The sequence below is a fragment of the Paenibacillus sp. TCA20 genome, assembly GCF_000732325.1.
Classification (GTDB): domain Bacteria; phylum Bacillota; class Bacilli; order Paenibacillales; family Paenibacillaceae; genus Paenibacillus; species Paenibacillus urinalis.
On sequence record NZ_BBIW01000002.1, the window covers coordinates 311,234 to 337,070 of the forward strand.

Sequence of the window (25,837 nt, forward strand, 5' to 3'; positions counted from 1 at the left end):
TCATATGTACAAGTGATATTTCTCTAGTACTATATCATATTACCACCTCAATAGTTAAATTCTCCCATACAACAATGAATGCAATAAAATGCACAAAATGACCTCTAAATAAGAGATCATTTTGCGTCACTTCCAACAGTTAATTTATATCTCCCACTCGTTCCCTTCTCCACCGAAGCAGCAAGAACAGGCCGATCATTAGTATCAAGACCACATACAGAATTGGCTGTAAAAGTAACGGATCAACAATCCTTGCGGTTCTTACCAGCATGATATCGAAGAACGGACTCAGCATCCATATGACGCAGGGCACCAGCGCTGCGATAATGATAACGTAATTACGAGCCAGACTTGAGATCATCGCCGTCAAGGTGGTGAACAGGAGCAGCAGCACATACAAGAGCCCCATCGTTATGAAGATGAATTCCATGAAGCTTAGATCATACCAATACGGGCCCAGCCAGCTGTTAAAATAGGAGTTAATCGAGATCGGGTAGAACACACTCTTAATCTCATCTGAATAAAACATAAAGAATGCGGAGAGCTGAATGGCATATAGTACGGTCACCGCCAGAATTGCTGTTAACCATTTGATCAGGAAGTGTTTCCGCCCTGTTTTGGACGAATATTGCAAATAGATGACCCCATTACTTCGATCCCTGATATATAAGGGAATAAGCAGGAACATGCTGCTCACGAGGACCAAGATTTGAAGGAACCCAAGCAGAATCGTATAATTTTGCATTAACTCATCGGAGAAAAGAGAAGTAAAGATGCCTTCTTTTTCATATTGTTCAACTTTCTCGAGCTGTGCATCATTTAAATCCATTATTGCAGCAGTATTTTTGCTCTCATATTGCTCAATTAGTCTCCCTCTTGCCCCTATTCCATAAAACAAGTCGTTGCGCTCCTTATGATTGTAGACATAACTGCTGACTTCAAAGGGCAGAATTCCTTCACCCGACTTTTGTTTGTATTCCTCATAAGAATTGACCCTGTATTCCTTGAAATAAGGATCTGATTTGATAAGCTGGTCTGCCTTCTGCTCCAGATCCGTTAATTGCTGCTTGAAATCCTCAAATTCTTCTGTACCCATATGGTCCCCGTATTGTCCGAGCATCTGTATCGTCACTTGGTGCACGTCCCCATTCGGTCTGCCATTAGGAAAATATTTAAATGAAAATTCCAAAAACAAGAAATAAAAGATCACATGGAACAAAGCAAGAAAGATAAGCACCTTCGGATTAAAAATTTCCCGCAGCTCATAACCAATTAATTTCATGTATTCCCCTCCTTTCACAGCCCCTGCTTCTTGAATTTGCGCATGCATAAGACAACCCCAAATGCCAGCAGGACAGTCCAGCTCAGGAGTGTAACAAGTTCGTACCATTGGTATGTGCGAAAGATCGATTGACCCATGAACATATATTGAGCTTCCAAGATCATATGAAATGAGTTAAATAAACTGGCCAGAATGAGGAAGCTGCCTGATGGTATAAATGACCGCCATGCCACAATGATGCCCAGACATAGGGCAAATACCCCAAATACATAGTAGCTGTTCCTGACCAAGATCGATATAATGAACGCCATGCTGCTAAACATCAGCTGAGCCATCACAAATATGAGAATGACCAGCATGAGATATTCTAAGAAGCTTAATTCCCACCAAGGGATATAAGGGAAGTTTTTATCGGATATAAATAGGCTGCTCATGGATACATTCCACAGTCCTGAATAATCTGCCATGAGAAAATAGACTCCCAAGCTCGCTATAATCAGGAGCACACCCGAGATGAATGAACCGGTCAATGAGGCGAAGAGCTTGTCCCACATCAGCTTGCGGCCTCTTCGGGTCGAATAGACGACATGCTCGCTGCGGTGCTCCGTTTCGTATTTGCAGATCAAGCCTGTGATCAGTACCGCCAGCACCATAAGCTCGATCGCGATTCCGCCGAAGAGGGTCTCGAACAACTTCGAATGCATGCGATACATGCCCCCATCAAAGAACAACTGCTTATGCTCTTCCTTGTCGATCAGCTCTCCCAGCCGTTCACCAAGTGCAGCAAATTGTGTCCTAATAAATTCAGCCGGGCTGCCTGTAACACCATACAGCTCCATTGCATCTTCCGCATAAGCTTCTACATCTAGCTGCTTATATACGGTATCTGCGGTTTGTGACTTCACGTAATAATGCTCAATCAGCATCGCTTGATGAAATATTTGCAGCTCATCTTCCGTGTATAAGCCAGGTTGATTATAAACGTATTTCGTCAGATTATCCTTCTCAAAAAAGCTTGCAGCCGTTTCATAACTCTGCTCTGTTCTAGACTCCGTCACCGCATTCATTTCACCCAGCGATTCGTTCGCCTTCTGACTCAAACCCGCAAGAGCTGCCTCATCCATTTCCGCTCCATATTCTGCCGTAAGCGCATTAACCAGCTGTAAATCCTCCTTAATGTAAGTCACGGGCCAGATCAGAAACACATTCCACAGAATGAATATAACGAGCAGGATCGGGAATACCGGTGCTTTCAGCACTTTTCTCAGCTCATACCCTTTAATGCCCCGCATAGACTTCATCTCCTGCTAGGTTCACCTCATCCTGATAAGTGTATATGAACACATCCTCAAGACTTGGTATGACTTTACTCGAAACGATATCCGGCTCGCCTGCTTCTGTTAAGAAGCGAACCTTCAGCCTGCCGAGCTCCTGCTTCTCGGACAAGATCAAATATTTTTCTTTCAGCACTTCTGCCTCCTCATAGCTCAGCTCCGTCTCGTACACTTTATCTTCAAGACGTGCGCACAAGGATTCCACACTCTCCTTATACAGCAAACGCCGATCCTTGATCATCAGGATTTCGTTTGCAATGAGCTCCACATCAGACACAATATGCGTAGATAAAATGATAATTCGATCCCGTGCCAGCCGGGTAAGCAAATTACGGAATCTCACCCGCTCCTTCGGGTCAAGCCCTGCCGTTGGTTCATCCAGAATCAATATCTCAGGATCATTCAGCATCGCTTGAGCAATGCCAACTCTCTGGATCATCCCGCCAGAGAATTTTTTCATTTTCTTGTTTTTGACACTCTCCAATGCTACAAGTGCCAGCAATTCATTAATCTTGGTCGAGGCCTGCTCCCTGCCCATTCCTTTCAGAGCAGCAATGTAGTGCAGGTACTGCACCGGCGTATCATTCTTATAATATCCGAACTGCTGCGGCAAATAGCCGAGTCGATCTCGGTATCTCTCCCCCATCTGCACGATGTCTTCTCCGCCATACAGAATCTCGCCTTTTGTTGGAAAAAGAAGGGTTGTCAGCATTTTAATCAGTGTCGTTTTGCCCGCTCCGTTCGGAGCAAGCAAACCGTACACCCCGCTCGCAAGCTCACAGCTGATCTCCTCCAGCGCAGTGAAGGTACCGAATTTCTTCGTTACTTGATTAATGGTTAACATGAATTATCTATAGCCTCCTGCCTGCTGTAATTGAAACATTTGTTTGAGATGACGGGCATACAGCATAAAGCCCGCTATCGCGATAAATCCGTACACGAGAAGTGGAACCTGGTTCAAGACCTGCTCAAAGACCGGTCCCAGCCCCAAGGAGAGCAGTACATTAACACTAATCCAGCTCATACCAGCGATAAGCCAGGACCAGCCCGATTTCACATGCAGCTGAAAGTACATGAACAAGGCTGAAAAAATAAACAGCGAGCTGGCTGACATAAGGATGCTTCTTGCCACATCAAACCCTTCAATTTGCACGGCAAGCACCATAATTGAGATCATATTTGCGGCAAGGCTGAGCAGGCTGAATATGAGCATTCGAAATGCAGCCAGCTGATGGACGTTATATTTGCACGCCATCTCTGTTTCGTAGGTGCTCTTGGTACGAAGCTGAACGAAGAACATTACCGCAATCGTAAAATACAGCACAGGCGATGTCGTGAAGATAAGTACGGACATAGACCATGGAGAAGCTGAATTTACTTGTTCTCCGGCAGCATAGCCAAACAGCACCATAATGAGGAGTCCAACAATTGTAATCAACGCAATTTCTGCTCGATCCTTGAACAGCACCCGCAGGCCTAGCTGGCGTGCCATATCCATCAAGTTCCGTGAGAGCGATGGCTTCGGCATCAATCCTCTTGCTACGATGTGCTCCACCTCGGTACGGATGGTATCCTCATCCGGGAATTCAACATAGAACGGCTTGTCATTATGAGGCATCGGTATTCACCTCCAGCTTCTTTTTTATTTTGCGAATCATTGCATAGTATTTGGATTTTACTGTAGATTCCGGGAGTTGCAGCATATCCGCGATCTCAAGAAACGTATATTCGCCAAAAATTTTAAGCCTGAATATGGACTGGCTGCCCGGTTCCAATTCACTAACAACGTGCATAATTCTCATGACTTCCTCTCTGTTCTCTACACGGATCGTAAAGTCTTCCGGCTCGGACATGACATGCTGGTCCTCCTCCATCGTTTCCGTCGATTGACGATAGCGGAAGGCTCTGGACCGATAATAATCGATCACTCGATTGGTGGCGATCCGATACAGCCAGGTACGAAACGCAGCTCTCTTCCCGTCAAAGTGCTGAATGGACTGCAGCATGGAAATAAAAATTTCCTGTGTGAGGTCCATCGACTGCTCCTTGTCCATCGTCTGTCTATATACGTAGCTGTAAATCTCCTTGTAATAGGACGATACCAGCTTATCCGCCGCGGCTTTATTCGATTGTCTCTTGATCTGCCTGATCCACTGTTTCTCAGATTCCATAAACAAAGCGCTCCATTCCTATCAAACCGGTTCGTTTATATATGCGTAGTCCTTGTCCAAATAGTTTGACACAAGATTAAATATATTTTTCATTACAGCAGCAAAACGAACTATAAATGATGTTCAAGCAAAAAAAAGCTGTCCTCAAATAGGTTAACTATTTGAAAACAGCTGTATGTTTAGATTAAGCTAAATGGTCATTTAGAACCCCAATAAAAGAACATATGTTCGATAATTGCAGCTTCGGAATTAGACAGGCGTCGCCTCGCTTTTCATATTATTAGTATAAATCCTGAATAAATATAAGTCTATATTTTTCCAAATAAATCATCTATATTTTGATAGACCTGGCCAGGTGAATACATTGGGTTCATGAATGGAGGCTAGCTGGAAGTGAAGATTCGGTTGTGGAGTACCAATCTGAAGATCCGATTATTTGGGGAATCGCTGTTCAACATGCTGTACTGGATGTACTTCCCCTTCATTACGGTTTATTTCAGCGAAGTGTTTGGATTACAGACAGCTGGGCTAATGATGACGGTTCCTCCCTTGTTCAGTTTGGCTGGCAGCTTAATTGGCGGATACATGGCTGACCGTCTGGGCAGACGTACCGTAATGCTTATCGGTACAGCACTGCAGACCATCATGTTTGCCCTGTTTGCCGTATCGACTCATCATGTAGTGGATTATGCGGCTTTTATTGGTATTGGTCTCGGTTCCGCCCTGTACAAACCCGCCAGTTCCGCAATGGTGGCAGATCTGGTCCCGCAGGAGGACCGTAGACAAGTATTTGCTGCTTATACGACGGCGAACAATTTAGGAGCCGTGCTTGGGCCTGCCTTAGGCGCTGTTTTCTTCTTCGAATATCGGCAAGAGCTGCTGTGGTGCTGTACATCCATCATGCTGATCTACTCGGCTCTGATCTTGTTCTTCGTTCATGAGAGCAAGCCTGAATATGATACCGATCGTACATCATCCCATTCATTTATGAGCTTACTGAGGGAACAATGGACAGGCTACGGGATTATTTTCCGAGACAAAATGTTTCTTCTATACTTGCTGGCAGGAATATTCTCACTCATTTCAATCATGCAGCTGGATCTTTATTTAGCAGTCTATATTACAAATTACGTGCCAGCACAGTCCTTAATTTCTATGTTTGATATACACATCCAGTTGGAGCATACTGAAATATTGGGCTGGGTTCTCGGCTTGAACGGTCTGATGTTTGTGCTGTTTGTACTTCCAGTCACCCGATGGCTGCGTCCTGTTCAAGACCGGAACGTATTCATTCTGTCTGCATTGCTGACAGGAATCGGTACATTTCTACTCGGACTGGGCACGAATATCTGGTACTTGTTTGGCTGCACAATCATTTTCACAATCGGAGAAATCGTAAGATCACCCGTGATGCATAGCTTCATCAGCCATTACGCTCCAGAGCACGCCAGAGGTCAATATATGGGGGCAGACCATTTGCAGTATATTGCCGGACGTCTGTTTGCACCCGTTACTGTTTTTTTATCTGCCTGGGTTGCCCCGCTCGGTATCTTCAGCCTGATTTTTGCTTCATCGATGATCAGTGCATTACTGTACTATGGGTTATTTCGAGGACTTCAATCAAGTGGCGTATAAATCATTCCAGCATCCGAAATATGGCGTGCAATTGCCTATAATAGAAAAAAAGAGACACAGTACTTGTGTCTTTTACGTCTTTAGGTTGCTGCATTTGCAGCATTATTCTGCCTGGCCTGAATCGAGTGAACTCCCATTACAACGGCGATCCATTCGTAAGAATCCACTTCACTTGACAGGTTATCCAAACGATACGAGCCGGGTCCGAAGAAGCCCGAGGTTCTTGTAAAGGTCGCAGCAACCTTCCCTGACTCATCCTCAATCGTATATTCTTTGGAGAAAGCCGGAGAAGTGATGGAATAGATTCCTCGTGAGCCCGCATGATATTCATACCTTTTCGTGAAAAAGCTCATCTTGGCTCTGACGATTCCAACAATCTCTTCACCAGGATCCATTACATTCCACTTTCCCGAGAACGCACGAAATTTACCTGAATAAACCAAATCTCGGGATGGACCATAAATGTCCAGAGAAGTGCCGAAAGCACTCTTTAAATCGATACTTCCGGCTTCCTGTCCCGTGCCATCCACAATTTCTGTCATACCCGAGCTGAAAAAGTTATTCCTGAAATTAAGCTCCATTCCGCTTCCCCTCTCCATAAGGTAATACACACCTTACAATGACTTAGATCCAGTCATACTTCTCTCTTATCCCCTGATGAAAGGCATGATCCGGATTCTGCTCAACCATCTTCTGGATGGCCTGCTTCCATGTCTGCTGGATCTCTGTCGGCTTATCGTTTGTAATCGACTGCTTGCTCATCACGCTCTTGAGATATACCAGATCCTCCTGCAGGCGATTCAAATCCTTCAGAAGCAGCTGATGTGATTTATGACGCAGGTGATTTGTCGATTGCAATGGCTGCAAGAGATCACTCTCAACATATTGGTGATAGTCCTGCAAGAGATTTGCCATCACACGGGTGGATGCACTGTCTTGCTGCCTAAAGTAAGGCTCCATCTTCTGCAGCGACATGCTGCCCAGTTCCAGACTGCGCGCTGCCTCATCAAGTCGATTCACCACCTGATCAGTCTCTACAAATTCATTTGTCTTAAGCTTCTCTGTCAAATAGGCAATATCCTCTATCGGCAGAGTGAACCCCCTGCCAACCGCTTCATTCCATAAGCTCTCGTTGGTTTCCCTTTGGGCATCCTTATAATTCATTAGATGAATATTCAGCACTACACTTGAAACGAGCAGCATCGATAGCAATCCTATGATTAGTTTACTCTTATGTTTTTTCCAAAAATACATCATCATCGTTCCTCTCACTTATAACGTCCCCGGATGCTTGTAATACTCAATCATCTTAATGAACTGTAATGAATAGTTGCTCTCCACTTCGCTAAGGGAAAATAATTTCCCATCCCATTCACGCAGTGCGAACACATAATCATGTCTTACCTCATCCATGGCTGGTTTGCCTATGTATTGTCCCTCGTAATCTTTGAACTGGTCCTTAAATGCTGTATCAAACATGATCCGATGCTTAAATGATGCATTGACAAAAGCATTAACCAGCACCAGGGTGTCATTACTCTTATCGACGACTAGGTAAATATTGCCTCGATCATCTTCAATAAGATCTTTGTTGATTTGAATATCCATTTAATCCACTCCTTTTTTCTCTCATCTACATCAACTCTTATTCAAGCAGCAAAAGTTATTTTTGAAATATCATGGCACATTTAATATTAATTATAATACCAGTTATTCTCATTTAATTAAATAGTTGAGTTATTAATAATTCCATGTCGAAAAATACAGAATCGTGCGATTACCCGAGAAATAATTCATGGATTAGCCCTTCTTTACCACTCCAACTACCATATTACTGCCATAATTAAATTTATAACCTGATTGAAGCAGCTAAAGGTATTATAAAATGGATTCAGGTATGGTGGTATAATGAAGGAATATGATCTTTTGTGAATTTTTCATATCATGTTTTTTTCTGAATATAATATTTAACTTCGAAGAATGAATCTGATTCCTGAACTTACCGATCTAACTCATAAAACACCATTAAAAAACCCAGCTTATTAATAAAACTGGGCTCAGCTTTTGAAGATTTAATTTAACGATGAATCCCCATTTCGGACAAACGTGTCGCTTTCACGAGATAAGAAGCCAGGCTTGGGAACAATTTTGCGGCTCCGGGATAGAGACGATTGGTCTTGGCAAAAGCCAGCTTCTGAATACGGTTAGCCCGTTTCAGCAGCTTGCCAAAATGGTGGTTTGCCTCCAAAGTATACTCGCTCTGCCACTCTTCATAAGTAATCTCTGATTTTAAATATTGATCGGTTACAGCCGAGCAGATCATAGAGGATCTTAAGGCAACAGACATCCCGTCACCACACAAAGGAGGGATCACCATTAGGGCATCTCCAATATGGGGGAAGATCGACCACGGCTCGGGAACCGTAGATAATCTGACCGGAGCAATAGATACCTGCGTTCCTGGGGCAGGGGCTCCTTCGTTCAGTCTGGCGAACAGCTTCTCATTATCCTGTGCTGCCGCCTGTAATATTTCGGATACCGACTTCCCTATACGCTGAACCGTCTTCAACGGAAGCAGTGCAGCAACATTGGCTATCTCTCCTCCTTCAATTGGAGATATCCCAACATAGCCGCCTTCACAGAAATACAGCTCCACTCGGGGCTCTGTCTTGATGCCAGTATAATGGGATTTTACCCCGACATAAACCTCCGAATCTAGTGGGGCATCGATATCCACCCCTTGGACAAACTTGGGTCTAGGAGTTCCATAGGCGCCAATAACGGACTTGGCATGATAATGGACGACCTCCTTCCCTTGCCGTACGGATACACGATAGCTGTGATCATCAAGCTGAACAATATCCAGCACCATCGCTTTAGATACGATGCTTGCACCTGCTTCGACGGCTTGTTGATGCAGCATCATATCCAGCTCATATCGGCTGATTCCCCAGGCTTGGCCTGGAAGAGCTGAATCGATCTCGCCTCCATTTGGCATGATGATCTTTGCACTGTTCATCACGCTGGGCTCCACTTGAAAAGCAAACGGATCAACACCCACATAAGCCAGCATCTCTAAAGTCTCCGGTGACATGAACTCCCCGCATGTTTTATGTCTAGGAAATGCTTTGCGGTCTAACAAGACTGTGTCATGGCCCATACCTGCAAGCTGCACAGCACATGCACTTCCCGCGATTCCTGCTCCTATGACAATGACATCCACTTGTTGCTCCATGTGTAATTCACTCTGATTGTCCACATGCCTCACCTTCCCTTCTTCTATTTGCGGCTCCTTTACTGTCTCGGGATAATTACGGCATATCGGAACAAAGGCTTCCAGTTATAAGTCATGGATTGATGATTAAGCCGTGTTTGCAGCTCCTTCCAGTCCGAGCCTTTAAACCCTTTTGCGACAGATAGCGGTCCATCATGCCGTATATAACGATTTCTCGAGATAATCCTTGTTGTGATCCATACGGCCGTATAGGAAACGGTATGCCTATGAATATCATTAATGACAACCCCGTATCTCGACGCACGCAGCATATGGGATACGATCTCAACGAGCTTCTCACCGTCAAAATGATGTACGAACTGGGAGCCTGTGACGATATCAGCTGATGCATCCGGCAGGTCACATACATCAGCCTGCAGCACAGTTACTCTGTTCTCTCCCTTGAATAGAGCCCTTGCTTCATCACATGCTTCTGCTGTCATATCAACAAGCGTGATACTCAGCTGGATACCCCGTTCATCTGCCCAGCGAAGCAGCTTGCGGTTCACGTCACCCGACCCTGCACCTACATCTAGAATGGACAAGGAATTCGGCCTGCCCATCTCCTTCCACAGCTTCTCAACTCCATATTTCGTTGGGCCCGGAGCTGCAAAAATTTTATTTAATCTCCTTAAATGCTTAAGCGCTTCGGTCAGCTCCGCTCCGCCCAAGGAGAAATCATCCATTAATTCCTCTTCCTTTGCTCTTCGATCCAGCTTCCTAAAGATAGACATGATCTGCCTCTACGGATGAAGAACGGTATGAAGGAACATAGGAGAATCTCATAAGCTCTGCCGTTAACCCGGGGCCAAAAGCCATCGCCACTCCTTCTGCTGTCTCACGCTGCTGAGATCTCAGCTCGCTGCGCATCGCATCCAGCACAAACATGATGGTCACAGAAGACAGGTTGCCGTAATTTTTCAGGATGTCCCGGCTGTATTTGGTCTGATCGTCACGAAGTCCAAGGACTTCCTGAACCGAATCTACAATGCCTCGCCCACCCGGATGAATGGCATATAATTCAGGCTGAGGTGCACCTTCGAGCAGATAATCCATTTCTTCAGCCAGATGGGTTCCGAGCAGCTTGGGAATTCGCGGAGACAGATACAGATCAAAGCCCGTGTTCCCCACATCCCAAGTCATATCCTCGGCACAATCCGGCAATAGAACTGAGTAGCCCTTACCCAGCTGATAGTAATGCTGATGCTGCTCTTCAGCCATGCTCACAACACATGACGAAGCTCCATCTCCGAAGAATGAAGCGGCGAACAGCGCTTCCCGTTCCATCACCGGTTGAAAATGAAGTGTACACAGCTCCACACACACAACGAGCACTTTAGCATCTGGTGAACCCTGCACTACGTCCCTTGCAGCTTGAATGGCTCTCAGTCCTGCCGCACACCCTTGGAAGATCAGTGGAATACGCGTCGTTCGTGGGGACAAGCCCAAATGCTTGATCAGCAGCACATCCAGCCCTGGCAAGAATTGACCTGTACAACTGACGGTAACCAAATGCGTAATTGCCTCAGGTGCCGTATTCGAATCTTTGAGTGCTCTTTCCGCCGCCTGGATCCCAAGCGGTACCGCTTCTTTTTTATATGTATTCATGCGCTCTTCCGTAGATGGAACCTCGTGATCTGGATTGGAAGGCAGATACTCACAGTCCTCCGGGTTCCCTGTAAAGCTGGGTTCACACGTATATCTCATCTCAACACCGCAGGATCTAAATATTCTTCTCGCGAAACGAGCCAGCTCTGGCTTCTCCCCGAGTGTTGATTCCATCAACTTGGCTGCATCTGTCTGCGACAATGAGTGAGTTGGGAGCGCAGTCCCAAGTCCTATTATAGAAATACGTGAGTTTAACATATCGTTCATCCAATTTTCCTCCTATTTTTGCGTATATGCCTGTAAATAGAGTATTTCCCCACCGTCAGAATTTTGTACAAGCCAATCACTACTCCATATATTCTGTTGACAACGTACTTTTTAACCAATTTTAATTACATAAAATGTTAATAAATCGGTCATCACTGTGATGTTTCTTATATTTTTATCCCATGTTTTAAAACTATTTACCCTTACCAACTCATCTGGAATCTTTAAAATTAGAATTAGGAGGCGATAAACAGAATTCGCCAGTCCAAAAATGTTGAGGAGGAATGTAGTAAATGGAAAATGTGTTGGTCCAAAGCAAAAAGAAGTTCCACTTTCGATTGTTGCTTGGAATCGTATTCGCATTCATCACATGCTTGATCATTGCAGAGATTGCCTCGGCTCATGGTTACATAAGTGCTCCACAAAGCCGTGCATATCAATGTAAGCTGGGTCAGAACACAAATTGCGGAAATGTACAGTATGAGCCCCAATCCTTAGAGGCGAAGGGTAATTTCCCGACAGGAGGACCTGCCGACGGACAGATCTCAGGAGCTGGAATCTTCCCGCAGATGAATGAACAGTCTCCTACTCGCTGGAATAAGGTCAACATGAACACAGGTTCAAACACATTTACTTGGACGCTTACAGCTGCTCATGCGACAAAGGAATGGAAATATTACATTACGAAACCAGGCTGGGATCAGAGCAAAGCACTTGCTCGCTCCGATATTGAATTGTTCTGTTCCATCAATGACGGCGGTAAAAGACCGGACTATACCGTAACACATACTTGCAACATTCCTGCTGACCGCAGCGGCTACCATCTTATTCTTGCCGTGTGGGAAGTTGCAGATACAGGGAATGCATTTTACAACACGATTGATGTCAATTTATCTGGTGGCAGCGGAGGAAACCCTGGCGATACGACAGCCCCAACAGCGCCAAGCGGACTGCACTCCATGGGTGTTACTGCTAACTCCGTTTCCCTGATGTGGTCAGCAGCGACAGACAATGTAGGTGTCACTGGGTATGAAATCTACAGAGGCTCTACATTGGTCGCTACCGTATCGGGTTCAACCCTGACTTACAATGCTACAGGTCTTACAGCCAATACAAGCTATTCCTTCACAGTTAAAGCGAAGGATGCGGCGGGCAATGTATCTGCAGCGAGCAACGCGTTAAGCATTACAACCTCCGGCGCGGGTACACCCGATACTTCTGCCCCAACAGCTCCAAGCGGGCTGCATTCGATGGGTGTAACGGCGAGCTCCGTATCCCTAATGTGGTCAGCAGCAACAGATAATACAGCCGTAACAGGATATGAAATCTACAGAGGCTCCACACTGGTCGCTACGGTATCCGGTACTACCTTGGAATATAATGTAACGGGTCTTACTGCCAATACGAGCTATTCCTTTACAGTAAAAGCCAAGGATGCGGCAGGCAACGTCTCTCCTGCGAGCAATACACTAACCATTTCCACTTCGGCGCCGCCTTCAACGACAGCACCTGCGTGGACACCAGGAACCGCGTATAAAGTGAATGATCTTGTAACTTACAACGGCGTAGTGTACAAATGCCGCCAGGCTCATACGGCTTTGACCGGATGGGAACCGGCAACCACTTTGGCGCTGTGGATCGAGAATTAACACATATGCAGTGAGTTAAAAATGAACAAACAAAACAAAGCTCCAGGAAAGGCAGGAGCTTTGTTTTTGTTTGCTTTTTATTATTTCTCTATCAGCTGCTTAATCAGAATATATCGTTACAGTCCTTTTTCTATTGCATATCTGCCCCAGTGAGGCCGGCTACCATCCCTGTCTGTAAATCCATACTCATCGGACAATCCCCATGAGCTGAGTGCAAGCCCGCTCTTCTCATGCACCTTGGGATCTGCTGCGAGACATGCGGCCGCCTTGCCTACATAATCAGGTGTTTCCGAAGCAATGAAATGAGGCTCCGTACGTACAGCATCTCTCCAGTTGTCTTCCGTCACGCCGAAGTAATCCAGCATGGCTTCTGAACGTAAGAAGCCCGGGGTGAGTGCCAGTGCTGTAACGTTGTGCGGCTTCAGTTCCTCAGCCATGGCCTTTGCTAAATGAATAACAGACACTTTTGCCAAGCTATAGTAAAGATTACCTCGGTATCTATCATCAACACCGTCCGTTATTTCAATAATCAACCCTTGCTTCCTTGCCACCATAAGCGGTGCTCCAAATTTGCTGGTGATCATGTGCGAATGGACTGCCCGCTTCTGCATCGTTAATCCATCCTCCAGCGAGTGCTCCCAGAACGGTTTGGACCAGTCTGTAAGCGGATCACCTCCCCACACATCATTTACGAGTATATCCAGCCTGCCTTCTCTTTCCTGGGCAACACGCGCAAACAACCGCTCTACCTGCTCTGGATCTGTGTGGTCGACCTGTACCGCAATTCCGATTCCTCCAGCCTCTGTCACCAGCTCTGCCGTTTCTTCAATCGTTTCTGCTCGGTTCATATCCGATTTATCCTGTCGAGTACTCCTTCCCGTACAATAAACAACGGCTCCGCTCGCTCCCAGCTGAACGGCAATCGCCCTTCCTGCTCCGCGGGTGGCACCTGCTACAACTGCAACTTGACCTTTTAAGGCTGTCACTTATTCTTTCACTCCTCTGGTATTCTTTTTCTTATAAATCGCAAACTTCTGCTGTCCTTCTTTCTTATTGTAAATGTGAAATATGACAATACCTGTCGTAGTTAAATCCAAAAATTCTTTGTATCTTACCTTTAACTGCTTCAATCAAGAGTATGTATTGTATAAAAAAACCGCTGAAAGGAATAAATCATTCCTTTTCAGCGGTTTATCGGGGTCAGCGGCTTCTATTTCATTTCAGCACGATTACTCTACTTCTAGTTTTCTAGCTGCAGGTAAATCAGAGACAGTCGGTGCAGGAGATACCACTTCTTCTGTAATCAATCCAGATTTCATCACCTGTACAGCCTGTTCTTTATCTAGAAGTCCTTCCCATCTCGCAACGACGAACGTTGCTACGGCATAACCAATCAAGTTAATTGTCGTACGGAAATTCCCCATAATTCGGTCTGGAGCCAGCATCAGTGCAACAGCTGCGATGGGAATGAAGCCTGTGCTTGCCGCCGTTGCAGACAAGGCAACAAACGCAGAACCCGGTATACCTGCCATCCCTTTGGATGTAAGCAGCAGCACAGCAAGGAGCACCAGCTGTTCGTACAAGCCGAGATCTGTTCCTGTCGCTTGAGCCAAGAATACAAGTGCGAGTGACAGATAAATCGAGGCCCCGTCAAGGTTAAAGGAGTAGCCTGTTGGCACCACCAATCCTACGACGGATCGATCACAGCCTGCTTTCTCCAGCTTCGTCATCAGCTGCGGCATAACCGCTTCTGTTGAACCGGTAGCAAACGAGAAAATAATTTCCTCTCGAATTAGTTTAATCGCACCCCACAAACCAATGCCGACAAAGATCCGCATAATGACTTCAAGAACAAGCAGAAAAATGAGGCAGGCAACGGCCATGGCCAGGAACAGCTTGCCGAAAGCGAGCAGGGTCTGCATTCCATATTGACTTACCGCATAAGCCATCGCTCCAAAAGTCGCAATGACGGTCAGCTTCATGATGAAGCCCATAATTTGAAAAATAACTTTGCTGACATGATCCAGCAGATCAATCAAAAATTCGGATGTCCGGCCTCCGATTCGAACGAGTGCGAAACCGAATAAACAAGAGACAAGCAGTACTTGCAGCATAGCATTCGATGCGAATGCGGACACGACACTCTCTGGAATGATGTTCATGATAAACTCGGTCCCTGTTGGCAGCTCAGAATTTTTCGTGGCCTGTCCAACCTCGTCAACGGACAAGCTGGCAGGATCCACATTCATTCCTTGTCCTGGCTTCATGACATTAGCAGCTACTAGACCGACGATCAGCGCAATGGTGGTAACCACTTCAAAATAGATCAAAGCCTTTCCGCCGATTCTGCCAACAGTTTTGATGTTACCTACCTTTGCTATGCCTAGCACAACAACGACGAAGACAAGCGGTGATATGATCATCTTAATTAATTTGATAAATCCGTCACCGAGTGGCTTGAGTGCTATGCCGAAGGAAGGCCAGAAATAACCCACAGCAATTCCGAGTGCAATGGCCACCATAATTTGAAAAAACAAACCTTTGTAAAAAGGCTTCCGCTCTATCGTTTGTGCAGCCTCCATCATAACGCCCCCATATCCATCCTGTACTTTTTTTATAACTATATGCCGGGCAATATTTGACGTCAATTTATCTAACATAATTTTGGAGGAATGCTTATTTAGCGAAGACAAACTGGGCATGATACACAAAAAATGCAAGTATACATCATAATTAATGGTATTATATGTAATTCATTTGGTATTCACGTTACATTCACTATCATATCACATATAAATAACCGGATCGCAAATGCAATCCGGTTCTATACACAATCTATCTCTTCTCTATTATTTAGAAGGGTGATGCTTCCTATTCACAATAGACTCCAGCTTCTGGGAGATCATAACCCGTTCATGTTTCAATTCCCATATCCGTTCGGTTACTTTGGCTTTCTCCGCTTCATCCTTCTCCAGATTTAACTGCCTGAATAAGGACAACAGCTCGTCGTTCAACGCATCAAATTGCATCCATAATTCATTTCGCAATACCGGTGTATCCTTGTTCGTCTCTTCCTCTGTATAATTCTTCATCGAATTGATGATTTCTTGCTGCCATTCTGTGTCATTCATTCGGATCGCATAATTCAGGAGATCCAAATAATCATCTATTTGTAATGAATTGGTCATGCGTTGTATTGTCATGATTGATCCAGTGTCTCCTTTACTCTCTTTTACCGAGTATTATACTAGGTTTTATAAGAATTTCAAGAGTTCAATTGATCTTCTTGCAAAAGTTAACTTGAAAAGTTACTTAAATCATTACTTATTGATTCCGTAACTTCACTTTACTGTCCATTTTATTCTAATCCAATTTGATCCGATCCTATGTGATATACCTCACATATAAGTCTGACGCCGATATTCATTCGGAGTAACCCCATACTCCTTTTTGAAGACGCGGTAAAATGAACGCAGGCTGTTAAACCCTGAATCAAAAGCGATATCGGTTACGGCATCCGTCGTCGATCTAAGCAGCATATGGGCAAAAGCCGCTCGCAAACCATTGATATAATCACGGAAGGAGACATGAAACTGCTCTGAAAAGATTCGGGAAATAAGATATTTATTAATGGCAAGCTCTTGCTCTAACACATCCAATGTAAGGGGTTCCAAAAAATGACGATCGATATAAGCTAGAATTTTCTGAACCTTGTCAACCTCCTTCAAATATTCCACTCTCCGCAAGGAAAGTAACGGCATCGCATGTCCTAGAATGACCGAGGTATAGGCCTTCAGCAGGCGCTGCTCGCCATGTTCTTTATAGAGATGGTATAGCGTCCACATCACTTGAGTCAGTAATTCATTCTCGGTAATCAAAGGACGACTCGGAGCATAGTGAAGCAGATCTCCCGTATAATCCCCAGGAAAAGAAGCATCGAAGAAGATGAGCATCATTTCGCTGTTCTCATTGGTCCTATAGCTGTGAGGCTGATTAGGAAAAATCAGGAGCATATCTCCTGTCGTGAGCAAATACGTATCACGGTTGATATTCGCTTGAATGCTTCCCGAGAGAAGCATGGCGATCTCAACGTTCTTGTGCAGATGAAGAGGATACGTGTTATTCCTGGATATGAATGCATGAAACTGCTTGTCACGCTGCTGATATTTAATCTTCATATTCGATCCCTCCAACACAGTATAGAAGCACCTGCAACACAGTATAGAAGCACCTGCAAATTCTGCATCTCACACTAACCAAAACATAATATGTATTTGCGCCTGAGCACAAGAGAAAAGATCAATTTTTGGCACGAAAGCGCAAAATTGTGGCAGGTAAATATCTTCCAAAAGTCTTAAAGTATATAGGTGTAAGGAAGATCGATAAGGAGGAGTGAATTCACATACGGAAGCTTTTGACTAATAAAATTGAACCGGAGGGAGACAAATTGCAAATGAAATCAAATCATAAGCGATTCAAAGGATTAATGTCTATCGGCTTGAGTTTTTCGGTAGCGCTTTCAATTATGAGTGTCCAACCCCCTACTGTTGCCATGGCTCTTGAGGCCACTAAGAAGCCTGTTCCTGATGCCTCTGTTCTTGCATTTCCGGGTGCGGAAGGCGGCGGTGCTTATGCAACAGGCGGCCGGGGTGGAGATGTATACATCGTGACTAACCTAGAAGATTATAAGGAAAATGAGGAGCCGATTGAAGGCTCGCTGCGGTACGGTATTTTATCCACGCCGCAAGAAGGACGCACCATCGTCTTTCATGTTTCCGGTACGATTGAGCTTGAGAGTTCCTTGCGCTTAAACAATATTAAAAATTTGACGATTGCAGGCCAAACTGCCTCTGGTAATGGTATAACGATTGCGGGCTGGGATACAAATATCAGCAATTCAGAAAACATCATCATTCGTTACCTATCCTTTAGGCCCGGTGCTACCAACGTATTGAACGGCAGTGATTCCATGGATGCACTCTGGGGCAGAGACAATAACCAATTTATAATTGACCACTGCTCCTTCAGCTGGAACACCGATGAGACCTTGTCGTTATACCGAGGTGAGAATGGGACCGTTCAGTGGTCGATCATCTCCGAAAGTCTGACGCTATCTGGACATTCCAAGGGCAGACATGGCTATGGCGGTATTGCCGGCGGTGACAAAACGACATTCCATCACAATCTTTACACGAGTCATACGTCCAGAAACCCCAGACTCGGGGGTGGATATGCAGGTAAAGCAGATAAGGACCATGTGGCCGTTGTCCAATTTGCTAACAATGTAATTTACAATTGGGGCTTTAACGGCACATATGGTGGCGGCTTCAATTTCACGAATTTTATGAACAATATTGAAATTGCAGGGCCCGGCACGAGGGATAATGTAACCGATCGAGTCATTGATGCTGGAGAGTCCGGCAAGCTTGGCGGCTTCTATATTTCAGGTAACCGGATCAACGGTAAGCCCACCGGCTTGCTGGATGGTTCTTCGGCTTATGTAAAGAGCTCCGGTGATTCAAGCGGTGATCAGTTAACGACATTTGCAGCCGAGCCTTATTTATCCGCGGACAGCACAGGAGTTAATCATGGCGTTACGAACAAGGGCTTTGACCAGCATGTCCTCCATGGAGTAGTCGATGCCAATGGGCATTTGCTAAACACCATTCTTCGTCAGGCCGGAGCAACGTACCCCCGCCGAGATGCCATCGATGCTCGGATTGTAGCCGAAGTAGAGCAAGGTCTCGGAAGATATATCAATACGGAGCACGAGGTTGGTGGATATATTAGCAGCTTCGGTGTCATCGAAGATCAGCATTCGGATGGATATGATTCCAACCTTAATGGAATTGAAGACAAGTGGGAGAAGAAGAACAAAATCTGGGGTGTTGAGGATGCATATAAGACCGTTACGCGTTCAGGCTATACTTGGCTCGAGCTATATATAAACAGCCTGGTCGATATGGAGCATGCTGCGGAGAACCCTGAAGCGAAGCTCCAAGCCCCTTCTAATAATGAGCAATTTAAGCTCGGAGAACCCATTCAGGTTAGAGTCAATGCTGCCTCCAAGTTTAAGCACAAAATCAAGAACGTTGCAATATATAACGGTTCTGAGTATCTTGGAGACGCTGTGAAGAAAGGAAATACGTATCAGTACACGATCAAGGGACTGAAGGATGCTTCTTACTTTATCTCTGCCCGAGTGACCGATTCAGAGGGTCATGAGACACAAACAACAGCTGCCAGTATTCATGTGAATACGAGCGATCACACGCTTGATCAAGCCGGCTGGTCTTCGAAGGACATCGGTTCACCAGATCTCAGAGGTTCGGGCAGTATATCCGATGGGATTCTGACGGTAAAAGGGAACGGTAAACTTGGCAAAAGCGAAGGCAGCAGTGAACGGTCACCTGAGCGAGACGCTGCGAAGGATGATTTCCAATATGTGTACAAGAAGTTGAGTGGCGATATGGAGCTTACCGCAAAACTGGAAGACATCGGCTCAATTGATAACCACGCTTTTACCGGACTTATGATTCGTGAGGATCTCCGTAGGGACAGCGCTGCGGCGGCACTTGGTCTATCTTGGGTGAAGCTGTCGAAGGACACCAGCTGGTCAGCTTATCTCGCCGGAAGAAATCAGACAGGAGCCCCATTTGATGAGCTGACTGAGACGCTGGATAGTCCAGCGGCAGCTGAATCTGCCGGTATCCAGTTGTTAGCCGACATTCCTTTCAAAGTCAACGGTGTCTCTCAGGGTTACTGGCTCAAGCTTGGCCGTAAGGGCGACACTTTCTATGCTTATGGTTCTACGAACGGAGCTGACTGGAGCAATATCGGAGAAAAGACTGTTGCCATGCCGGACTCCGTCTATGTCGGCTTTGCCGTTGACAGTAATGATGTTGCTAATGAAATTGAACAGTTGAATTATGCAAAATTCTCTAATCTTTCCTTGACCGAGGGCTTTGAACCTATAACTGATTAGCTGATGAAGCCATCATATAATTCTTGTTCCTATTTGCAAAGCGCCGGGTGTGAGTTACAAGCACCGGCGCTTTTTTATTATGAACAAACACAAATAGCCGCAAATAAGCGGCTATTGTGGTCATTATTTATTTTACATTCGAATCCATATATATTCCGGATTTATGACTAGTTATCCAGCGTATATAGTGGAAGATCTGCTGGAAGTGATGCCGGGCGCTCACAAGTACTCTTCATCGTGTAGTGATGACCGTCATCTGATGCGTCATGGAAGGCCCACATGGCTTCAAGGACATGATAGGCGAGCTCACCGCTGGCCCGGTGTTCACGTCCACTCCGAATGGCATACGCCATATCTGCCGGTCCAATTCCCCGGGTGTTCTGATCGTAGCCTGGCAATAGCTCAACCTCCTGCCAATCCTGCTCTCCCATGCGCTTCAGCAGTACAGGTCCGCCGAACGTATTCGGATCCGGCACACGAAGTGTCCCCTCAGTTCCGTAAATCTCAATATTAGGGAGCTGGCTTCCTCCAAAAATATCAAAGCTGGTTACAATGGTGCCGATTGCGCCTTGCTCAAACCGAAGCAAACCTGCGACATGGGTAGGAATTTCTACCTTGATCTTCTGACCGTACTTCTTCTCGCTGCTGATCGTACGTTCATCAAGTGCCTTACCTGTCATCCCTGTGATACTTGAGATCGGACCCAGCAGTTGAATGAGTGCAGTCAGGTAGTAGGGCCCCATATCAAACATCGGGCCTCCCCCTTTGGCATAGTAAAATTCAGGGTCCGGATGCCAGAATTCATGACCACGACTCATCATAAAAGCGGTCGCCGCTACAGGTGTGCCGATAAGCCCCTCTTCGATTATTTTCAATGAGGTTTGAATGCCTGTGCCAAAGAAGGTTTCGGGTGCAGAACCAACGAGCAGTCCCTTCTCCTTCGCAGCCCGAAGTACCGCAGCCCCCTCTTCCCGGGTAACCGCCAGAGGCTTCTCGACATACACATGCTTGCCCGCTTCTATTGCCTGCAGACAAACATCCGCATGCACGGCAGGAATCGTCAGATTGATAACCAGCTCAATCTCGGGATCATTCAGCAGCTCCTGAACGCTGACCGCTCTTGGTATACCGTATGTCTTGGCCTGCTCTTCTGCTCTTGACAGGTCAAGGTCAGCACAGGCCACCAATTCAAGACATTCGAATTTATTACAGTTCTCCATGTAGATGCTGCTGATTTTACCGCAGCCGATAATACCCACCTTCACTTTATCCATCGAATGTTGTTCTCCCTTCAACCTGTGTAAGGTCTCGTATTAGATCTGACTATCGCCCATGCCTGTATATTGTATCGCCTTACCTTGCTTAGCCGCTGCTGCTTGCTTGCCCTCTGCAGCCCACAAGAATCCGCGGACCATGATTTCTTTGACCTGTGGCATTTCCACAATATCCGCGTGATGGCCAAGCGAGTTGTAGAACACTCTGCCTTGTCCCCAGCGCTTCGTCCATACGACAGGCATATCAACTGCACCGTTCGTAGAATGCGGCCCCTCTACAATCGGGAATCTTGTCGTAGCCAGCACTTCGACAGCGGGGTCGATGTGGAGATAATACTGTTCACTTTTCACTTGGAAATCTTCAATACCAGCAAGCAGTGTACTGGAGCTGTTCTTGATATTTACCATATACTCCACGCCGTCATTCCCCGGATGTGCTACCCACTGGCCACCCGTCATAAACTGCCAGTCAACATTCGTGCGGAAGGCATCACACATTCCTCCATGGAGTCCTGCAAGTCCCACCCCTTCCATGACAGCTGTTGAAACGTTGCTTGCGAGGTCCTTCTCAATCTCACCCATAGTCCAGCAGGGAATAATGAGATCTAGAGCCTTCAGCTTCTCCGCATCACGATATGCTTCAAGTGTATTCGCTACTTCCACCTCGAAATTTTGCTCCGTCAGCCATGCTTTAAACAATGCTGATACCTGCTCCGGCTCGTGGCCGTCCCAGCCGCCCCATACGATCAGTGCTTTTTTCATCCTGATACACTCTCCTTAAACGTTATTAGATTAAATCGTGGATTCGTGTAAAACAAAATTTGACCTATACTTTGGTCATATAGATTTCTAAACGATTAGTCTTCAGCCATTTCAGACAGTGTCACCCAGCGGCGCTCTTCCACCGAGCGCTCTACCGCTTCAAGAACCGCCTGGCAGGCAACTCCATCATGGAAATTCGGTACAGGCTGTCTGTCTTCTTCAATCGCATTCATAAACTCCACTACTTCATGAGTGAAGGTGTGATCAAATCCAATCGGATGCCCTGTCGGCCACCATGCCTCCGCATACTTGTGAACCCCATCTGTCGCCATGACTCGGCGGAAGCCCTGCACATCCTCTGCATCATTTACAAAGTAAACCTCAAGCTCATTCATCCGTTCAAAATCAAACTTTACGCTGCCCAGGCTGCCATTAATTTCAAACGAGTTGGTGCTGCGATGACCCGCCGCAAAGCGAGTTGCCTCAAAGCTGCCGATGGCACCGCTTTCAAACCGGGCTAGGAACAGTGTCGCATCATCGACGGTTACAGGTCCTTTTTCCGTGTTGCTATTCCCCTTCGCAGTTAGTCCTGTCATCTCCGATGCAATCGGACGCTCCTTGATGAAGGTCTCGCTCATACCGATAACCTCTGTAAATTCTCCAACCAAATAGCGAGCCATATCAATCAAGTGCGCTCCCAGATCGCCGTGTGAACCAGATCCAGCAATTTCCTTCTGGAGTCTCCAGACGAGCGGGAATTCAGGGTCCAAGATCCAGTCCTGCAGGAAATTCGCTCTGAAATGATAAATCTTCCCCAGTCTGCCGCTCTCCACAAGATCCTTGGCCAGCTGAACGGCCGGTGAGAAACGATAGTTAAAGCCAATCATATGCTTGATGCCTGCAGTTTCGGCCGCTTCCAGCATTTCACGGGAATCCTTAAGATTCAAGGCAAGCGGCTTTTCGCAGAAAATATGCTTGCCTGCCTGCGCTGCAGCAATGGCAATTTCTTTGTGGACATCACTTGGCGCATTGATATCGATAAGGTCAATATCTTCTCTAGTCACAAGCTCTCTCCAGTCGGTCACACTCTCCTGCCAGCCGAACTGCTCCTGTGCTTCCTTCACTCCCTTGGGATCACGGCCGCAAATAACCGACATTTCAGGTTTCACGGCTTGGGGGAAGAACATAGGGACACTGCGATACGCATTGCTGTGCGCCTTACCCATAAATTTATAACCAATCATACCTACGCGAACAGAACTCATGAAATTACCCTCCTGTACGTTTTTTGGATGAATCTCGAACGATTAGTTCAGCTTGTAACAAATATCTGGGATGCTCCTTGAACACCTCGGCCCCATTGGATGAATCTTCACATGCCGTCAGCATCAGTCGTGCAGCCAGCTCCCCCATCTCATAAAATGGGACTCTGACACTGCTGAGCGGAGGTACACAAATGTCTGCAGAATCCGAATCATCGTAACCGACAATTGCGGGAAAACGCTCTTGATCCGGGAGTAATTCCCGCAGCCTCTGAAGCAGACCAACAGCCATCCGATCATTGGCTACAAAGACGGCATCTACCTCATCGATCCTCTTCGCAATGTCATCACCTATGGCATAGCCGCTTCGTCTGCCAAAATTCCCTTCAAATAGAAGTCTGTCATCCGGTTCAAGCCCCCGCTGCTGAAGCGCTTTCTCAAAACCCTTGAAACGATCCAGACTGTTCGAATACGTGAGTGGTCCGTTCAGGAATGCAATACTGCGATAACCCTGATCCATTAAGTGCTCGACAGCCATTCGGCTTCCTTCCTCATGATCCACATCCACTTCCGGGAAATTCTCCCCATCAAAATGCTGGTTGACCACAATAAAGGGATGCCTTGCCTCCCGCAGCTTTCGTAGGGCTTCCCGCTCTCCCGGCTCATCCTTCGCACCGAGTACGACAAGAGCATCTACCTTCTGCATCCGGAAAAACGATTCATACTCCGGTGTATCCTCTCCGCTGCGAAACAGAACCAGAAGGTCATAGCCTTGCTCCCGCACCGTATTCCCCATTCCACTGAGAATTTCAGAGAAATAGTAGCTTGAGAACAGCCTTGCCTTCGGAATATAAGGCAGAACTACGCCAATGTTCCCACTCTTTCGGCGGGCAAAGCTGCGTGCGAGATTACTGGGTACATAACCAAGCTGGTTGGCAGCATCCAGCACTCTGATCCGCGTCTCTTCCTTAATAGGTCCCACGCCATTCATTACACGGGAGACCGTTGCCTCGGATACACCCGCTAAATCAGCAACTTCTCTTCGTGTTGCAATAATAGATCCACTCATTTCCATATCTAATGTACGCGCGTACATTTTCTCATGGAGAGGTTCGATTGTCAATTGATTTGATACATATTTTACAAAAAATAATACGCCCATGATCTCTACCTGACCATGAAGTCATTTACAGGTGTTAGAGATTCGTGAGCGTATGTATGGACAACGGTAATGTTCTTTTTACATCAGCTTTGCTTCAATGCTTCTTTTACGGAGCCCGCAGCATTTTCCTCTTTACTCGCTTTGGACTGCTTCTTCAGCGTACTGCTAGGTGCAGATTCTGAGGACTGGGCTTGTCTGACTTTATGCAGCACCTCTTTGCCCGGAAGAAAATGCTGAGTTCTTATGTAGCGGATGGTTCGGGTCTTGGCTCTCATGACAATCGACTGCGTCTCGGCCCTGTCATCTGCCAGATATCTGACTCCGCCAAGAATTTCACCTGGAGTGACTCCCGTGGCTGCAAAAATGACATCGTCCTTACCGATCATATCCTCCATTGTCAGCACTCGATAAGGCTCGGTAATTCCCATCTTCAAGCAGCGCTGATATTCATCTGCATTCGCAGGCATTAATCTGCCCTGGATTTCTCCTCCGAGGCAAGACAGCGCTGCAGCAGCCAGCACTCCTTCAGGCGCCCCTCCTGAACCGACATAAATATCAATCCCCGCTTCTGGAAATGCCGGTGCCATCGCTCCAGCCACATCTCCATCACTCAAAAATTTAATTCGAACGCCTACTTTACGCAGCGTCTTAATGATGCTCTCATGGCGATCACGGTCTAGAATCATAACGGTTAGATCAGAGATATTCTTGTTTAACTCAGTGGCCGCTTTGCGCAGGGTGACATCAATCGGATCTTCAATACTTACTTTTCCGACCAGCGCTGGTCCGACAGCAAGCTTCTCCATATACATATCTGGAGCATGAAGCAAATTCCCTTTGCCTGCAACAGCGATAACAGATAACGCATTATTCAGTCCCTTGGCTACAATCTCGGTTCCTTCCAGCGGGTCCACAGCAACATCCACTTCCGGCCCCTCACTGTTTCCTACTTCTTCACCGATATACAGCATTGGAGCCTCATCCATTTCCCCTTCGCCAATGACTACCGTCCCTTTAATGGATACAGAGTCAAACATGGCGCGCATCGCCAGAGTGGCGGCCTCATCCGCACTATTCTTATCCCCCCTGCCCATCCAAGGAGCTGATGCCAATGCAGCTAGTTCTGTTACTCTGACTATCTCAAGCGCCAATTCACGTTCCACTTTGCTTCC

The 25,837-nt window shown here is 46.3% G+C and carries 23 protein-coding genes; 3 read left to right on the forward strand and 20 right to left on the reverse strand.

Annotated features, from left to right (window positions below; genetic code table 11):
* Positions 1 to 139 precede the first annotated feature (139 nt).
* From TCA2_RS05185 to TCA2_RS05205, 5 genes are read right to left on the reverse strand one after another with little or no spacing between them, the layout of a single operon-like run.
* On the reverse strand, positions 140 to 1,282 hold the full coding sequence (locus TCA2_RS05185; protein WP_047910502.1) for a hypothetical protein: 1,143 nt from the start codon (positions 1,280 to 1,282) through the stop codon (positions 140 to 142).
* Between the two features lie 14 nt (positions 1,283 to 1,296).
* Positions 1,297 to 2,574: an ABC transporter permease gene (locus TCA2_RS05190; RefSeq protein ID WP_047910503.1), complete on the reverse strand. Its 1,278-nt coding sequence runs from the start codon at positions 2,572 to 2,574 to the stop codon at positions 1,297 to 1,299.
* Complete coding sequence (locus TCA2_RS05195) at positions 2,561 to 3,460, reverse strand: ABC transporter ATP-binding protein (RefSeq protein ID WP_047910504.1); 900 nt, start codon at positions 3,458 to 3,460, stop codon at positions 2,561 to 2,563. The genes TCA2_RS05190 and TCA2_RS05195 overlap by 14 nt, the downstream gene beginning before the upstream one ends.
* A 3-nt stretch (positions 3,461 to 3,463) precedes the next feature.
* Positions 3,464 to 4,234, reverse strand: a complete 771-nt coding sequence (locus tag TCA2_RS05200; RefSeq protein WP_047910505.1) for a hypothetical protein — start codon at positions 4,232 to 4,234, stop codon at positions 3,464 to 3,466.
* A complete protein-coding gene (locus tag TCA2_RS05205) occupies positions 4,224 to 4,787 on the reverse strand; it encodes an RNA polymerase sigma factor (RefSeq protein ID WP_047910506.1) in 564 nt (187 codons plus the stop codon). The genes TCA2_RS05200 and TCA2_RS05205 overlap by 11 nt, the downstream gene beginning before the upstream one ends.
* Before the next feature lie 393 nt (positions 4,788 to 5,180).
* On the opposite strand from TCA2_RS05205, the gene TCA2_RS05210 reads away from it, so the two are divergent.
* Positions 5,181 to 6,422, forward strand: a complete 1,242-nt coding sequence (locus tag TCA2_RS05210) for an MFS transporter (RefSeq protein ID WP_047910507.1) — start codon at positions 5,181 to 5,183, stop codon at positions 6,420 to 6,422.
* An 80-nt stretch (positions 6,423 to 6,502) separates the two neighbouring features.
* Here TCA2_RS05210 and TCA2_RS05215 read toward each other — a convergent pair whose 3' ends face one another.
* From TCA2_RS05215 to TCA2_RS05240, 6 genes are all read right to left on the reverse strand, one after another.
* The gene (locus tag TCA2_RS05215; RefSeq protein ID WP_047910508.1) at positions 6,503 to 7,003 is read right to left on the reverse strand and encodes a hypothetical protein; all 501 of its coding nucleotides are present in this window, start codon (positions 7,001 to 7,003) and stop codon (positions 6,503 to 6,505) included.
* Between the two features lie 43 nt (positions 7,004 to 7,046).
* The gene (locus TCA2_RS05220) at positions 7,047 to 7,625 is read right to left on the reverse strand and encodes a hypothetical protein (RefSeq protein WP_152557652.1); all 579 of its coding nucleotides are present in this window, start codon (positions 7,623 to 7,625) and stop codon (positions 7,047 to 7,049) included.
* Between the two features lie 69 nt (positions 7,626 to 7,694).
* The gene (locus TCA2_RS05225; RefSeq protein WP_047910510.1) at positions 7,695 to 8,030 is read right to left on the reverse strand and encodes a hypothetical protein; all 336 of its coding nucleotides are present in this window, start codon (positions 8,028 to 8,030) and stop codon (positions 7,695 to 7,697) included.
* Positions 8,031 to 8,499: 469 nt separating this feature from the next.
* Positions 8,500 to 9,681, reverse strand: a complete 1,182-nt coding sequence (locus TCA2_RS05230; protein ID WP_238546291.1) for an NAD(P)/FAD-dependent oxidoreductase — start codon at positions 9,679 to 9,681, stop codon at positions 8,500 to 8,502.
* A 35-nt stretch (positions 9,682 to 9,716) separates the two neighbouring features.
* A complete protein-coding gene (locus TCA2_RS05235) occupies positions 9,717 to 10,430 on the reverse strand; it encodes an SAM-dependent methyltransferase (protein WP_047910511.1) in 714 nt (237 codons plus the stop codon).
* Complete coding sequence (locus tag TCA2_RS05240; protein ID WP_047910512.1) at positions 10,417 to 11,571, reverse strand: type III polyketide synthase; 1,155 nt, start codon at positions 11,569 to 11,571, stop codon at positions 10,417 to 10,419. Before TCA2_RS05240 ends, TCA2_RS05235 begins: the two co-directional genes overlap by 14 nt.
* A gap of 293 nt (positions 11,572 to 11,864) precedes the next feature.
* On the opposite strand from TCA2_RS05240, the gene TCA2_RS05245 reads away from it, so the two are divergent.
* Positions 11,865 to 13,220, forward strand: coding sequence for a lytic polysaccharide monooxygenase (locus tag TCA2_RS05245; protein WP_047910513.1), 1,356 nt, complete (start codon positions 11,865 to 11,867; stop codon positions 13,218 to 13,220).
* A 116-nt stretch (positions 13,221 to 13,336) separates the two neighbouring features.
* Here the strand turns inward: TCA2_RS05245 and TCA2_RS05250 are convergent, their stop codons facing one another.
* The 4 genes from TCA2_RS05250 to TCA2_RS05265 form a co-directional block, all read right to left on the reverse strand.
* A complete protein-coding gene (locus tag TCA2_RS05250) occupies positions 13,337 to 14,206 on the reverse strand; it encodes an SDR family oxidoreductase (RefSeq protein WP_047910514.1) in 870 nt (289 codons plus the stop codon).
* A 243-nt stretch (positions 14,207 to 14,449) separates the two neighbouring features.
* The gene (locus tag TCA2_RS05255; protein WP_081872243.1) at positions 14,450 to 15,805 is read right to left on the reverse strand and encodes a cation:dicarboxylate symporter family transporter; all 1,356 of its coding nucleotides are present in this window, start codon (positions 15,803 to 15,805) and stop codon (positions 14,450 to 14,452) included.
* 264 nt (positions 15,806 to 16,069) lie between these two features.
* The gene (locus TCA2_RS05260) at positions 16,070 to 16,423 is read right to left on the reverse strand and encodes a hypothetical protein (protein WP_047910515.1); all 354 of its coding nucleotides are present in this window, start codon (positions 16,421 to 16,423) and stop codon (positions 16,070 to 16,072) included.
* Between the two features lie 195 nt (positions 16,424 to 16,618).
* Positions 16,619 to 17,398, reverse strand: coding sequence for an AraC family transcriptional regulator (locus TCA2_RS05265; RefSeq protein ID WP_047910516.1), 780 nt, complete (start codon positions 17,396 to 17,398; stop codon positions 16,619 to 16,621).
* A 275-nt stretch (positions 17,399 to 17,673) separates the two neighbouring features.
* On the opposite strand from TCA2_RS05265, the gene TCA2_RS05270 reads away from it, so the two are divergent.
* Positions 17,674 to 20,205 (forward strand): polysaccharide lyase family 1 protein, encoded by a 2,532-nt coding sequence (locus tag TCA2_RS05270; protein ID WP_052511752.1) that lies wholly within the window; start codon positions 17,674 to 17,676, stop codon positions 20,203 to 20,205.
* Positions 20,206 to 20,372: 167 nt separating this feature from the next.
* Here the strand turns inward: TCA2_RS05270 and TCA2_RS05275 are convergent, their stop codons facing one another.
* The 5 genes from TCA2_RS05275 to glpX form a co-directional block, all read right to left on the reverse strand.
* Positions 20,373 to 21,479 (reverse strand): Gfo/Idh/MocA family protein, encoded by a 1,107-nt coding sequence (locus TCA2_RS05275; RefSeq protein ID WP_047910517.1) that lies wholly within the window; start codon positions 21,477 to 21,479, stop codon positions 20,373 to 20,375.
* A 39-nt stretch (positions 21,480 to 21,518) separates the two neighbouring features.
* Positions 21,519 to 22,241: a ThuA domain-containing protein gene (locus TCA2_RS05280; RefSeq protein ID WP_047910518.1), complete on the reverse strand. Its 723-nt coding sequence runs from the start codon at positions 22,239 to 22,241 to the stop codon at positions 21,519 to 21,521.
* A gap of 95 nt (positions 22,242 to 22,336) precedes the next feature.
* Positions 22,337 to 23,506, reverse strand: coding sequence for a Gfo/Idh/MocA family protein (locus tag TCA2_RS05285; protein WP_047910519.1), 1,170 nt, complete (start codon positions 23,504 to 23,506; stop codon positions 22,337 to 22,339).
* A gap of 4 nt (positions 23,507 to 23,510) precedes the next feature.
* A complete protein-coding gene (locus tag TCA2_RS05290) occupies positions 23,511 to 24,572 on the reverse strand; it encodes a LacI family DNA-binding transcriptional regulator (protein WP_047910730.1) in 1,062 nt (353 codons plus the stop codon).
* A 176-nt stretch (positions 24,573 to 24,748) separates the two neighbouring features.
* On the reverse strand, positions 24,749 to 25,828 hold the full coding sequence (gene glpX, locus TCA2_RS05295) for a class II fructose-bisphosphatase (protein ID WP_047910731.1): 1,080 nt from the start codon (positions 25,826 to 25,828) through the stop codon (positions 24,749 to 24,751).
* Between the last annotated feature and the right edge of the window lie 9 nt (positions 25,829 to 25,837).

Bases quoted from the DNA above. Each gene is read 5' to 3' on its own strand.
- TCA2_RS05290 (WP_047910730.1), bottom strand. From the start codon at position 24,572: ATGAGTGGATCTATTATTGCAACACGAAGAGAAGTTGCTGATTTAGCG.
- TCA2_RS05220 (WP_152557652.1), bottom strand. From the start codon at position 7,625: ATGCTGCTCGTTTCAAGTGTAGTGCTGAATATTCATCTAATGAATTAT.
- TCA2_RS05245 (WP_047910513.1), top strand. From the start codon at position 11,865: ATGGAAAATGTGTTGGTCCAAAGCAAAAAGAAGTTCCACTTTCGATTG.
- TCA2_RS05190 (WP_047910503.1), bottom strand. From the start codon at position 2,574: ATGCGGGGCATTAAAGGGTATGAGCTGAGAAAAGTGCTGAAAGCACCG.
- TCA2_RS05280 (WP_047910518.1), bottom strand. From the start codon at position 22,241: ATGAAAAAAGCACTGATCGTATGGGGCGGCTGGGACGGCCACGAGCCG.
- TCA2_RS05235 (WP_047910511.1), bottom strand. From the start codon at position 10,430: ATGTCTATCTTTAGGAAGCTGGATCGAAGAGCAAAGGAAGAGGAATTA.
- TCA2_RS05195 (WP_047910504.1), bottom strand. From the start codon at position 3,460: ATGTTAACCATTAATCAAGTAACGAAGAAATTCGGTACCTTCACTGCG.
- TCA2_RS05270 (WP_052511752.1), top strand. From the start codon at position 17,674: ATGAAATCAAATCATAAGCGATTCAAAGGATTAATGTCTATCGGCTTG.
- TCA2_RS05205 (WP_047910506.1), bottom strand. From the start codon at position 4,787: ATGGAATCTGAGAAACAGTGGATCAGGCAGATCAAGAGACAATCGAAT.
- TCA2_RS05285 (WP_047910519.1), bottom strand. From the start codon at position 23,506: ATGAGTTCTGTTCGCGTAGGTATGATTGGTTATAAATTTATGGGTAAG.
- TCA2_RS05185 (WP_047910502.1), bottom strand. From the start codon at position 1,282: ATGAAATTAATTGGTTATGAGCTGCGGGAAATTTTTAATCCGAAGGTG.
- TCA2_RS05200 (WP_047910505.1), bottom strand. From the start codon at position 4,234: ATGCCTCATAATGACAAGCCGTTCTATGTTGAATTCCCGGATGAGGAT.
- TCA2_RS05255 (WP_081872243.1), bottom strand. From the start codon at position 15,805: ATGATGGAGGCTGCACAAACGATAGAGCGGAAGCCTTTTTACAAAGGT.
- TCA2_RS05215 (WP_047910508.1), bottom strand. From the start codon at position 7,003: ATGGAGCTTAATTTCAGGAATAACTTTTTCAGCTCGGGTATGACAGAA.
- TCA2_RS05265 (WP_047910516.1), bottom strand. From the start codon at position 17,398: ATGAAGATTAAATATCAGCAGCGTGACAAGCAGTTTCATGCATTCATA.
- TCA2_RS05260 (WP_047910515.1), bottom strand. From the start codon at position 16,423: ATGACAATACAACGCATGACCAATTCATTACAAATAGATGATTATTTG.
- TCA2_RS05275 (WP_047910517.1), bottom strand. From the start codon at position 21,479: ATGGATAAAGTGAAGGTGGGTATTATCGGCTGCGGTAAAATCAGCAGC.
- TCA2_RS05225 (WP_047910510.1), bottom strand. From the start codon at position 8,030: ATGGATATTCAAATCAACAAAGATCTTATTGAAGATGATCGAGGCAAT.
- TCA2_RS05240 (WP_047910512.1), bottom strand. From the start codon at position 11,571: ATGAACGATATGTTAAACTCACGTATTTCTATAATAGGACTTGGGACT.